Origin of the sequence: Mycobacterium sp. 1482292.6 (assembly GCF_001672995.1) — a bacterium.
Taxonomy (GTDB): Bacteria; Actinomycetota; Actinomycetes; order Mycobacteriales; family Mycobacteriaceae; genus Mycobacterium; species Mycobacterium europaeum_A.
This window is the reverse complement of sequence record NZ_LZKV01000189.1, coordinates 1-11,184: the sequence shown is the minus strand read 5'-3', so window position 1 is coordinate 11,184 and position 11,184 is coordinate 1. Positions and strand designations below refer to the sequence as shown.

Here is an 11,184-nt window from a genome sequence, read left to right as displayed (position 1 = left end):
GCAGCGAGATCTTGGCGTCGTCGATGTCGATCTCGAATCCCAGCCGCGGCGCCCGGCGCAACTCGGTGCGCAGCCAGGTGGAGGCGATGAACGTCTTGGACGGCACGCAGTCGTCGAGCACCGCCGCGCCGCCGATGCCGTCGGAGTCGATCACCGTGACGCGGGTCGTGTCGGGGTGTGAGGTGGCGGCCACCAGCGCGGCCTCGTAGCCGGCCGGGCCGCCACCGAGGATCACGATGCGGGTCACCACAGCCCCCAACCTAACGAAGCGGCGGGGACCCCGCGAATGCTCGGGGGAAGACCGGCCAGCGTCGGACGTCTAAGCTTTCCCCGTGCCGCTCTACGCCGCGTACGGGTCCAACATGGATCCCGAGCAGATGCAGAAACGCGCGCCCCATTCGCCGATGGCCGGAACCGGCTGGCTGCACGGGTGGAGATTGACCTTCGGTGGCGAGGACATCGGCTGGGAGGGCGCGCTGGCCAGCGTCGTCGAGGACCCGGGGTCAAAGGTGTTCGTCGTCCTCTACGACATGACTCCGGCGGACGAGAACAACCTGGACCGCTGGGAGGGCTCGGAGTTCGGCGTGCACAAGAAGATCCGGTGCCGGGTGGAGCGGATCTCGTCGGACACCGACACCGACCCGGTGTTGGCGTGGCTGTACGTGCTGGACGCCTGGGAAGGCGGCATGCCGTCGGCCCGGTACCTGGGGGTGATGGCCGACGCCGCCGAAATCGCCGGAGCGCCAAGCGATTACGTACACTGGCTGCGCACCCGCCCGGCCCGAAACATCGGTCCCGGCACCAGCGCCTGATCGAGGCGCCCCGAACGCGAAGGACATTCGGCTGTCAATCCTGTCCGTACCGCTGATCGCCGACGCGGTGGCGCGCGCGTTCGCGGCCGCCATCAACCCGGCTCCCAAGCCCGCCGTGCGCTTCCCGGAGTTCGCCGCCCGCACCGGTGAGGTCGCGATTCCCACCCGCGAGGGCACCGTGTCCGCGACCGTCTATTACCCGCCCGCGGCGACGAACCCGCCCGTCTATGTCAACGTGCACGGCGGCGGCTTCGTGGTCGGACACCCCGAGCAGGACGATCCGTGGTGCCGCTACCTGGCCGCCAACGCGGGCGTGCTGGTGATCAACCCCGACTACGCGCTGGCGCCGCGGCGCCGCTTCCCCGCCGCGGTGCATCAGATCTATGACGTCGTGTGCTGGGCGGCCGGCGCCGAGCGCGACTGGGACGGCACCCGGCTGTGCGTCGGCGGCCAAAGCGCGGGCGGCAACCTGTCCGCGGCGGCGGCCCGCCTCGCGCTGGAAAACGGTGGCCCCGACATCGCGCTGCAGGTGCTGCACTACCCGCCGCTGGACCTGGTCACGCCCAGCCGCGACAAGCCCTCGGCGATCGGCAACCGGGCGATCATGAAGCCGTGGATGAGCGAGGTCTTCGACACCGCCTACATTCCCGATCCGGCGCACCGGCGCGACCGCCTGGCGTCGCCCGCCTGGGACGGCAACGCCGACGACCTCGCCGGCATAGCGCCCGCGCTGGTGGTGACCGCCGAGCACGACCGGCTGCGCGACGAGGCCCGCAGGTACGCGGAGAAACTCCGGGCCGTCGGGGCGTTGGCGGAGTACCACGAGGTGGCCGGCGTCGACCACGGCTACAACATCATGAGCGGCGCCGGCGACGTCACGCGGCGGACGTACGCCCACATCGCCGACCATGTCGTGCGCGCCACGGGTGCGCGGCCGTCGTAGGCGCCTAGGACCGCTCGAACGCGGCCGACTGCTCGACGATGTTGGTCATCACGCGCACCCCGATCGGCAGGGCCCGCTCGTCGAGGTTGAACGTCGGCTGGTGCAGGTCGAGCTGCGGCCCCACCCCCGGCCACACGCCGAGGCGCGCCATCGCACCGGGGATCTCCTCGAGGTACCAGGAGAAGTCCTCGCCACCCCCGGACTGACGGGTGTCGGCCAGCGCGTCGGGGCCGACGGCCTCGATCGCGTGGGTGAGGATGCGCGTCGAGAGGTCCTCGTTGACCACCGGCGGCACGCCGCGCCGGTATTGCAGCGTGTGTTCGATAGCCAGCGGCGCCAGCAGCCCGGACACCGTCTCGCGGATGATCTCCTCCAGGCCCACCCAGGTCTGCCGGCTGGCGGTGCGCACGGTGCCCGCCAGCACGCCGCTCTGCGGGATGGCGTTGGCGGCCACCCCGGCGTTGACCGCGCCCCACACCAGCACGGTGCCGTTGCGCGGGTCGATGCGCCGCGACAACACCCCGGGCAGCCCGGTGATCAGCGTGCCGAGCCCGTAGACCAGGTCGGCCGTCAGGTGCGGGCGCGACGTGTGCCCGCCGGGCGAATACAGCGTGATCTCGATCTGGTCGGCCGCCGAGGTGATGGGGCCGTGCCGGACCGCGACCTTGCCAACCTCCAGCCGCGGGTCGCAGTGCAGGGCGAAGATCCGCGACACCCCGGTGATGGCGCCGGCCGCGATGGCGTCGATCGCCCCGCCGGGCATCAGCTCCTCGGCGGCCTGGAAGATCAGCCGCACCCCGACCGGCAGCTCGGGCACCGACGCCAGCACCAGGGCGGTGCCCAGCAGGATCGCGGTGTGCGCGTCGTGACCGCAGGCGTGCGCCACGTTGGGCATGGTGGAGGCGTAGGGGGCGTCGGTGCGCTCGGCCATCGGCAGGGCGTCCATGTCGGCCCGCAACGCGATCCGGGGCTCGTGTTCGGGCCCGAGGTCGCACACCAGCCCCGTCCCGCCGGGCAGCACCTTGGGGTTGAGGCCGGCCTCGGCCAGCCGCTCGGCGACGAACTGGGTGGTGGCGTACTCCTGGCGGCCCAGCTCGGGATAGCGGTGAATGTGCCGGCGCCAGTCGACCAGGTCTTGGTGGTGGGCGGCCAGCCACGAATCGGCGGCGTCGACCAGGCTCATGATCGCGCCCCGGACCGCCGGCGCTCCCGCGCGTCCATCACCCGGTCGCGCTGGGCGGGCGTCTGGGCCAGCTGAACAACCGTGCGCGCCAACATGATCGCGCCCTCGACGACCGCGCGGTCGGCGCTGGGGCCGGCGGCGGCGTCGGCGAAGGCGCGCTGGTGCACCATCGCGCCGCCTGCGTCGACCCCGACGATCGGGTGGATCCCCGGCAGCACCTGCGTCACGTTGCCCATGTCGGTGCTGCCCATGGGCAGCGCGGACTCGTGCTCGCGGGCGACCGGCTCGCGGCCCAGCCGACACATCTCCTCGCGGAAGACGTCGGCCAGCCACTCGTCGGGCCGCAGCTCGTCGTAGGCGGGTGCGGGATTGTCGATCTCGTATTCACAGCCGGTGGCCAGTGCGCCCGCGGCGAAGCAGGCGTACACCCGGCCCTCCAGCTCACGCAGCGAATCGGATTCCACCGCGCGCATCGCGTACTGAACCGCCGCGCGGCCGGGGATCACGTTGACGGCCTGCCCGCCGTTGGTGACGATGCCGTGCACCAGCTGGCCCGGCGCCAATTGCTGGCGCAGCAGGCCGATGGCCACCTGCGCGACGGTCACCGCGTCGACGGCGTTGACGCCCAGCTGCGGCGCCACGGCGGCGTGCGATTCCTTGCCGCGGTAGTTCACCGTCGCCTCGGACAGGGCCAGCGAGCGGGCCGCCGCGATGTCGACCGGCCCCGGATGCAGCATGACCGCCGCGGCGATGTCGTCGAACACCCCGGCGTCGAGCAGCAGCGCCTTGCCGCCGCCGGCCTCCTCGGCCGGCGTCCCCAGCAGCGACACCCGCAGCCCGAGCTCGTCGGCCACGTCGGCCAGCGCCAGCGCCGTGCCCACCGCCGACGCCGCGATGATGTTGTGGCCGCAGGCGTGACCGATTTCGGGCAGCGCGTCGTATTCGGCGCAGACGCCGATGGTCAGCGGCCCGCTGCCGAAGTCGGCGCGAAAGGCGGTGTCCAGCCCGCCGGCGGCCGCGGTGATCTCGAAGCCGCGCTCGGCGACCAGCGCCTGCGCCTTGGCGCAGCTGCGATGCTCGGCGAAGGCCAGCTCGGGCTCGGCGTGGATGGCATGGGACAACTCGACCAGGTCGGCACCACGTCGCCGCACCACAGCCTCAACACTGTCTAACGGGGTTGTGGGCACTCTCGCAGTATGTCACTCACCGGTCGGCGGCCCGGAGGGCCGCAAAGCTACACCAGCCCGGCGATGAATCCGGCCGCCTGACCGGGATACGGCGGGTCCTCGTAGACGTGGTGGGCATCCCGGTCGCGACCGCCGACGACGCAGACCGGGTCGCCGTCGCTGCACAGGTCGATGGCGCGGCCGGCGAAGGCACCCGTCGACGACAGCGGCGTGTTGAAGCGGTTGCCGGGGTTGCCGAACACCGCGACGGCCCGGATCTTGCCGGCGAGCGCGGGATCCAGCGCCGGCGCCGATCCGAAGTTGCCGATCCGCTCGCCGACCGGCGGCACGCCCGCGAGCATCGACACCGCGGCGGCGCCCTGCGAGAAGCCGCCGAGCACCAGCCGCGTCGACGGGCACTGGTCGACCATCTGGGCGATGTGGTCGCGCGCGTCGTTGGCGCCGTCGGCGGTGGTCAGGAAGTTGTAGCTGGCCGGGTAGTTCACCGCGTAGGAATCGACGCTGCGCGACCCCAGCGCGGGTTGCAGCGCGGCGAACAGCGCGTCGCCGACGGCCCCCAGGCCGGGCGGCTCGGCGGTACCCCGGATGAAGATGAGTTGCACGTTCGGGCAGTCCGCCCTGGCCGACGGCGCCGGGCCGAGTGTGATCGAAACCACCGATAGCACAACAGCGACGGCCGCTCCCATGACCGGGCCAACCACCGGCCACTTACGAAGATTCATACGGCAAATCCTGGCATATACCGGCGACAGCTCCCCACCGCTGGGCCGATCGCCCGGCTCCTCACTCGCACCGCCATCGGCGCTCGCCGTCGCCGGGCTAGGCTCGATCGCCCGGCTCCTCACTCGCGCCGCCATCGGCGCTCGCCGTCGCCGGGCTAGGCTCGATCGCCCGGCTCCTCACTCGCGCCGCCATCGGCGCTCGCCGTCGCCGGGCTAGGCTCCCGCTGTGACCCAAACCCCGTCCGACCCAGGCGAGCTCGCGGCCCGGGCGGCCGAGGTCATCGCCGAACGCACCGGAATCGCCGAGCACGACGTCGCCATCGTGCTCGGATCGGGCTGGCCACCGGCCGTCGCGGCGCTGGGTACGCCCACCGCCGTGCTGCCCCAGGCCGAGGTGCCCGGTTTCCGGCCGCCCACCGCGGTCGGGCACACCGGCGAGCTGTTGTCGATGCGCATCGGTGTCCACCGGGTGCTGGTGCTGGTCGGGCGGATCCACGCCTACGAGGGCCACGACCTGTGTCACGTCGTGCACTCGGTGCGGGCGGCTTGCGCGGCCGGGGTGCGCGCCGTCGTGCTCACCAACGCGGCGGGCGGGCTGCGCCAGGACATGACCGTCGGCGAACCCGTGCTGATCAGCGACCATCTGAACCTGACCGCCCGTTCGCCGCTGGTCGGCCCGCAGTTCGTGGACCTCACCGACGCCTACTCGCCGCGGCTGCGCGAACTCGCCCGCCAGGCCGACCCCACGCTGACCGAAGGCGTCTACGCCGGGCTGCCAGGGCCGCACTACGAGACGCCCGCCGAGATCCGGATGCTGCGGACGCTCGGGGCCGACCTGGTCGGCATGTCCACGGTGCACGAGACGATCGCCGCCCGGGCGGCCGGCGCCGAGGTGCTCGGGGTGTCGCTGGTGACCAACCTGGCCGCCGGGCTCAGTGGCGAACCGCTCAGCCACGCCGAGGTGCTGGCCGCCGGAGCCGCGGCGGCAACCCGAATGGGGGCGCTGCTGGCCCTGATCCTCGCCCAGCTGCCCCGGTTCTAGGGCGATGACGCCCGAGGAGTGGATCGCCCACGATCCCGACCCGCGCACGGCCGCCGAACTCGCCGCCTGCGGCCCGGACGAACTCGCCGCGCGGTTCGCCCACCCGCTGACGTTCGGCACTGCCGGCCTGCGCGGCCCGGTGCGCGGCGGACCCGACGCCATGAACGTCGCCGTGGTGTCCCGGGCCAGCTGGGCTCTTGCGCAGGTACTGATCGGGCGCGGCCTGCGCGGCTCGTCGGTGATCGTGGGACGCGACGCCCGGCACGGGTCGGCGGTGTTCGCCACCGTCACCGCAGAAGTGCTTGCGGCTCAAGGCTTTTCGGTATACCTCCTGCCCGGCCCGATGCCCACTCCGGTGGTGGCGTTCGCGGTGCGTCACACCGGTGCGGCGGCCGGGGTCCAGATCACCGCATCGCACAATCCGCCGGGCGACAACGGCTACAAGGTCTACCTCGACGGCGGCATCCAGATCGTCTCCCCCACCGACCGCGAGATCGAGGCCGCCATGGCCGCCGCCCCGCCGGCCGATCAGATCGGCCGGGTCCCGGTCGAATCCGCGCGGACGGATCTGGTGCGGCGCTACCTCGAGCGGGCGGCCGGGTTGCGGCGCGGCAGCGGTTCGGTGCGGGTGGCGCTGACCCCCCTGCACGGGGTGGGCGGCGCGGTCGCCGTCGAGGCGTTGGGGCGCGCGGGGTTCACCGAAGTGCATTCCGTCGGAGCGCAATTCGCCCCCGACCCGGATTTCCCGACGGTCGCGTTCCCCAACCCCGAGGAGCCCGGCGCCACCGACGCGCTGCTGGCGCTGGCCGCCGACGTCGACGCCGACGTGGCGATCGCGCTGGACCCCGACGCCGACCGATGCGCCGTCGGCATCCCCGACACACAGGGGTGGCGGATGCTGTCCGGCGACGAAACCGGTTGGCTGCTCGGCGATTACATCCTGTCCACGACCAACACGCCGACACCGGTGGTGGCCAGCACGCTGGTGTCGTCGCGGATGCTGTCGGCGATCGCGGCGCACCACGGCGCGGTCCACGTCGAAACCCGCACCGGTTTCAAGTGGCTGGCCCGCGCCGACGCCGAAGTGCCCGGCGGCACGCTGGTATACGCCTACGAGGAAGCGATCGGGCACTGCGTCGATCCCGCATCCGTGCGCGACAAGGACGGCATCAGCGCGGCGGTGCTGGTGTGCGACCTGGTGGCCGCGGCCGGGCAACGTGGCCGGAACGTCGGCAACCTACTCGACGAGCTGGCCCGCCGGTACGGCGTGCACGACGTCGCCGCGGTGTCGCGCCGCGTCGCCGACGCCGCCGAGGCGGCCGAACTGATGCGGCGCTGGCGGGCCGCCCCACCGGCGACGCTGGCCGGGTACCCCGCGCAGCTCACCGACATCACCGACGCGCTGATCTTTACCGCCGGCGACGACGGCACGTCGATCAGGCTGGTGGTGCGCCCGTCAGGGACGGAGCCGAAACTCAAGTGCTACTTGGAGATTCGCTGCGCGGTCGACGACGACCTGAGCGCTTCGCGGCGGCGCGCCCGCGCCCTGCGCGAGCGGCTGGTCGCTGCGGTGCAGAGCTGGTGAACAGGTTGGGCCCGAACTGGCGGTCACCGGCGTCGCCGAGGCCAGGCACGATATAGGCCGACTTGTTCAGCCCCTTGTCGACCGCGGCGGTGAACACCCGGGCATCGGGCGCCGCTTCCTCCACCGCCGCAAGGCCTTCCGGGGCGGCCACCACACAGAGCACGGTGAGATCCGTTGCGCCGCGGCGCTGCAACAGGCCGATAGTATGCGCCATCGACCCGCCGGTGGCCAGCATCGGATCGAGGACGATCACCGGCCTGGTCGCGAGCTTGTCGGGCAGCGCCTCGAGATAGGGCACCGGCAGGTGGGTTTGCTCGTTGCGGGCGACCCCGACGAATCCCACCTCGGCCTCCGGAATCGCCGCGTGCGCGGCGTCGACCATGCCCAGCCCGGCCCGCAGCACCGGCACCAGCAGCGGCGGCTTGACCAAGCGCGTCCCGACGGTCGACGCCACCGGGGTCCGGATCCGCACCGACTTTCGCGGCGCGTCCCGGCTGGCCTCGTAGACCAGCATCAGCGTCAGCTCACCCAGCGCGGCGCGGAAACCGGCTGCATCGGTGCGTTCGTCGCGCAGCACCGTCAGCCGGGCGGCGGCCAACGGGTGGTCGATGACGGAGACTTCCATGGGGTTGAGGGTATATAACGATCGGGCAAAGCCCTCCTGACACGCTGCGGACGTCGCAGGAAAACGCCTGCGCCCGTTCATATACTCCGGGCGTGTTGGGCGAATTTCGAAGTCCGAGAAGGCTGATCGGCCGGGCGTGCCGGGGCCTGCGGCCATTGGCCGCGGTGGCGTTGCTGGCCCTGGCGGCCAGCCCGTTGACCGCACGCATAGGCCTTGCGGCAGCGGCCATTCCGCAACCCGCACACATCGTGATCGTCGTCGAGGAGAACCGCTCCGAGAACGGCATCATCGGCAACAAGTCGGCGCCCTTCATCACCTCGCTGGCCGCGGCCGGCGCCAACATGACCCAGTCGTACGCCGAAACCCACCCCAGCGAACCGAATTATCTGGCGCTGTTCGCCGGCAACACCTTCGGGGTGAACAAGGACCAGTGCCCGGTCAACGGCGGCGCCGCACCCAACTTGGGATCCGAATTGCTCGCGGCGGGTTACACATTCGTCGGCTTCGCCGAAGGCCTGCCCGCGGCCGGCTCGCCGGTGTGCAGCGCGGGCAAGTACGCGCGCAAGCACGTGCCCTGGGCCAACTTCACCAACGTGCCCGCGGCGAACTCGCTGCCGTTCTCCGCGTTCCCGATGGGCAACTACGCCAGCCTGCCCACCGTCTCGTTCGTCATCCCCAACAACGACGACAACATGCACGACGGCTCGATCGCGCAGGCCGACTCGTGGCTGAACCGCAACCTGTCCGGGTATGCGAACTGGGCGGCAGCCAACAACAGCCTGCTGATCGTCACGTTCGACGAGGACGATAACGGCAGCCGCAACCAGATCCCGACAGTGTTCTACGGCGCGCACGTGCGGCCCGGCAGCTACAGCGAACAGATCAACCACTACAACGTGCTGTCCACGGTGGAGCAGATGTACGGACTGCCCAAGACGGGGTACGCCGCCAGCGCGGCGCCCATCACCGATATCTGGGGCTAGAGATCAGGTCGCTATTGTGTGCCGCATGGCTGCTGACCTCGTCCCCATCCGCCTGAGCCTGTCCGATGGTGACCGCTACACCGTGTGGGCGCCCCGGTGGCGTGACTCCGGCGACGAGTGGGAGGCGTTCCTGGGCAAGGACGAGGACCTGTTCGCGTTCACCTCCGTCGCGGACCTGGTTGCCTTCGTGCGTTCGAACGACGACAACGACCTGGCCGACCACCCGTCGTGGAACGAGCTGCGTTCGGCGCACGCGCACACCTTCGAACCCGCCGAGGACAAGCAGTTCGACCTGATCGCCGTCGAGGAGCTGGTGGCGGAGAAGCCCACCGACGAGTCGGTGGCCGCGCTGGCCGGCACGCTGGCCATCGTGTCGTCCATCGGCTCGGTGTGCGAGCTGCCCGCGGTGTCGAAGTTCTTCAACGGCAACCCCATCCTGGGCACCGTCTCCGGCGGCATCGAGCACTTCACCGGCAAGGCCGGCACCAAACGCTGGAACACGATCGCCGAGGTCATCGGCCGCAGCTGGGACGACGTGCTCGCCGCGATCGACGGCATCGTCAGCACCCCCGAGGTGGACGAGAAGCTGTCGGAGAAGGCCACCGACGAGCTCGCCGAAGAGCGCGAAGAGGTCGAGGCCGACGAGGACACCGACGCCGCCGACGCCGCCGATGAGGCCGTCGAGGAAGCCGCGGATCCCGACGACGAGGCCGAGGACGACGACGAGGACGAGGCCGAGGACACCGAGGAGCGGGCGACCGGCGACACCGTGGTGCTGGGCAGCGACAAGGATTTCTGGCTGCAGGTGGGGATCGACCCGATCCGGATCATGACGAGTTCTGGCACCTTCTACACGCTGCGCTGCTACCTGGACGACCAGCCGATCTTCCTGGGCCGCAACGGGCGCATCAGCGTCTTCACCTCCGAGCGTGCGCTGGCCCGCTACCTGGCCGACGAGCACGACCACGACCTGGCCGACCTGAGCACCTACGACGACATCCGCACCGCCGCGACCGACGGCTCGCTGGAGGTGGAGATCACCGAGGACAACATCTACGTGCTCAGCGGGCTGGCCGATGACCTGGCCGACGGGCCGGACGCGGTGGATCGCGAGCAGTTGGAGCTGGCCGTCGAGGTGCTGCGCGACATCGGCGACTACTCCGAGGATTCCGCCGTCGACAAGGCGCTCGAGACCAGCCGGCCGCTGGGCAAGTTGGTGGCAGCCGTGCTCGAGCCCGACTCGGTCACCAAGCCGTCACCGCCGTACGCCGCGGCGGTCCGCGAGTGGGAGAAACTGGAGCAGTTCGTCGATGGACGGCTGCGCCGCGAGTAGTCCCATCGTTTGACGGTTGCGGGCTGGACGGGAAGGTTGGGTGACGTGTCGCTTCCCGGTATCGGCCCGCTGCCCCTCTACGGGTTCCAGCGTCCGGGCCTGTTGTTGTTCGGCTTGGTGCCGCTGGCCCTGCTGGCCGTTTACGTTTACGTCGCGGCCCGGCGCCGCCAACGGCTGCACCGCTACACCGACACCCCGGTGCCGCAGTCGCCGTGGCGGCACCTGCCGATCGCCGTGTCGCTGCTGAGCCTGGCGCTGTTGACCATCGCGCTGGCCACCCCCACCCACGACATGCGCATCCCGCGCAATCGCGCCGTCATCATGCTGGCGATCGACATGTCGCAGTCCATGCGGGCGACCGACGTCGAACCCAACCGGCTCAAGGCCGCCGAACAGGCCGCCTCCCAGTTCGCCGGCCAGCTCACCCCCGGCATCAACCTCGGCCTGGTCGGGTTCGCCGGCACGCCCTACCTGCTGGTCCCGCCGACGACCAACCGCGGCGCGGTGAAGGCGGGCATCGACAGCTTGGCGCCGGCCCCGAAAACCGCTACCGGGGAAGGCATTTTCACCGCGCTACAGGCGATCGCGACGGTCGGCTCGGTGATGGGCGGCGGCGGTTTGTCGCCACCGGCGACCGCGGTGGCGCTGATCGCGTGCAGCGCGGTGAAGATGGCCTCGCCGGTGGCGGTGCTGTCGGCGAAATCCAGCTTCTTCAGCGCGTCGATGGTGGCCTGGTGTTGCGGGGTCGGCGGGACCAGCAGGTAGGGTG

11 protein-coding genes and 2 pseudogenes are annotated in these 11,184 nt (G+C 71.2%); 7 read left to right on the top strand and 6 right to left on the bottom strand.

Annotation, left to right across the window (positions count from 1 at the left end; translation table 11 throughout):
- Positions 1-250: FAD-dependent oxidoreductase (locus A5624_RS18335; RefSeq protein ID WP_197518988.1), on the bottom strand; the 250-nt coding region annotated here is incomplete at its 3' end.
- Between the two features lie 82 nt (positions 251-332).
- On the opposite strand from A5624_RS18335, the gene A5624_RS18330 reads away from it, so the two are divergent.
- Together A5624_RS18330 and A5624_RS18325 are read left to right on the top strand one after the other, a co-directional pair.
- Positions 333-812 carry a gamma-glutamylcyclotransferase gene (locus tag A5624_RS18330; protein ID WP_066868955.1) on the top strand — a complete coding sequence of 160 codons (480 nt, stop codon included), beginning with the start codon at positions 333-335 and terminating at the stop codon, positions 810-812.
- Between the two features lie 115 nt (positions 813-927).
- Complete coding sequence (locus tag A5624_RS18325; RefSeq protein ID WP_066868965.1) at positions 928-1,755, top strand: alpha/beta hydrolase; 828 nt, start codon at positions 928-930, stop codon at positions 1,753-1,755.
- Between the two features lie 4 nt (positions 1,756-1,759).
- On the opposite strand, the gene A5624_RS18320 is transcribed toward A5624_RS18325, so the two are convergent.
- The 3 genes from A5624_RS18320 to A5624_RS18310 are packed head-to-tail and all read right to left on the bottom strand — an operon-like array spanning position 1,760 to position 4,811.
- Complete coding sequence (locus A5624_RS18320) at positions 1,760-2,938, bottom strand: amidohydrolase (RefSeq protein WP_066868952.1); 1,179 nt, start codon at positions 2,936-2,938, stop codon at positions 1,760-1,762.
- Entirely contained in the window at positions 2,935-4,125 is a 1,191-nt protein-coding gene (locus A5624_RS18315; RefSeq protein ID WP_066868949.1) for a M20 family metallopeptidase, read from the bottom strand. Before A5624_RS18315 ends, A5624_RS18320 begins: the two co-directional genes overlap by 4 nt.
- 47 nt (positions 4,126-4,172) lie before the next feature.
- Positions 4,173-4,811, bottom strand: coding sequence for a cutinase family protein (locus A5624_RS18310; protein ID WP_197518989.1), 639 nt, complete (start codon positions 4,809-4,811; stop codon positions 4,173-4,175).
- Positions 4,812-5,073: 262 nt separating this feature from the next.
- On the opposite strand from A5624_RS18310, the gene A5624_RS18305 reads away from it, so the two are divergent.
- Entirely contained in the window at positions 5,074-5,889 is an 816-nt protein-coding gene (locus tag A5624_RS18305; RefSeq protein WP_066868946.1) for a purine-nucleoside phosphorylase, read from the top strand.
- 4 nt (positions 5,890-5,893) lie between these two features.
- Positions 5,894-7,474, top strand: a complete 1,581-nt coding sequence (locus A5624_RS18300; RefSeq protein ID WP_066868943.1) for a phospho-sugar mutase — start codon at positions 5,894-5,896, stop codon at positions 7,472-7,474.
- On the opposite strand, the gene upp is transcribed toward A5624_RS18300, so the two are convergent.
- A complete protein-coding gene (gene upp / locus A5624_RS27565) occupies positions 7,365-8,099 on the bottom strand; it encodes a uracil phosphoribosyltransferase (RefSeq protein ID WP_067025719.1) in 735 nt (244 codons plus the stop codon). The two genes, A5624_RS18300 and upp, sit on opposite strands and share 110 nt — an antisense overlap.
- Positions 8,100-8,263: 164 nt before the next feature.
- Here upp and A5624_RS18290 point away from each other — a divergent pair, with 164 nt between their 5' ends.
- The 3 genes and pseudogenes from A5624_RS18290 to A5624_RS18280 all read left to right on the top strand — a co-directional run.
- Positions 8,264-9,082: an alkaline phosphatase family protein gene (locus A5624_RS18290; RefSeq protein WP_066868959.1), complete on the top strand. Its 819-nt coding sequence runs from the start codon at positions 8,264-8,266 to the stop codon at positions 9,080-9,082.
- Positions 9,083-9,107: 25 nt separating this feature from the next.
- Complete coding sequence (locus tag A5624_RS18285) at positions 9,108-10,415, top strand: primosomal protein (protein WP_065155726.1); 1,308 nt, start codon at positions 9,108-9,110, stop codon at positions 10,413-10,415.
- Positions 10,416-10,460: 45 nt separating this feature from the next.
- Positions 10,461-11,069, top strand: a pseudogene (locus tag A5624_RS18280) (VWA domain-containing protein); the annotation flags it as partial.
- Here the strand turns inward: A5624_RS18280 and A5624_RS29550 are convergent.
- A pseudogene (locus A5624_RS29550) lies at positions 11,024-11,184 on the bottom strand (hypothetical protein); the annotation flags it as partial. The pseudogenes A5624_RS18280 and A5624_RS29550 sit on opposite strands and share 46 nt — an antisense overlap.

What these genes read in the sequence shown, in the direction of transcription:
- A5624_RS18320 (WP_066868952.1), bottom strand. Translation starts at nt 2,938, where the DNA reads ATGAGCCTGGTCGACGCCGCCGATTCGTGGCTGGCCGCCCACCACCAA.
- A5624_RS18310 (WP_197518989.1), bottom strand. Translation starts at nt 4,811, where the DNA reads ATGGGAGCGGCCGTCGCTGTTGTGCTATCGGTGGTTTCGATCACACTC.
- A5624_RS18300 (WP_066868943.1), top strand. Translation starts at nt 5,894, where the DNA reads ATGACGCCCGAGGAGTGGATCGCCCACGATCCCGACCCGCGCACGGCC.
- upp (WP_067025719.1), bottom strand. Translation starts at nt 8,099, where the DNA reads ATGGAAGTCTCCGTCATCGACCACCCGTTGGCCGCCGCCCGGCTGACG.
- A5624_RS18285 (WP_065155726.1), top strand. Translation starts at nt 9,108, where the DNA reads ATGGCTGCTGACCTCGTCCCCATCCGCCTGAGCCTGTCCGATGGTGAC.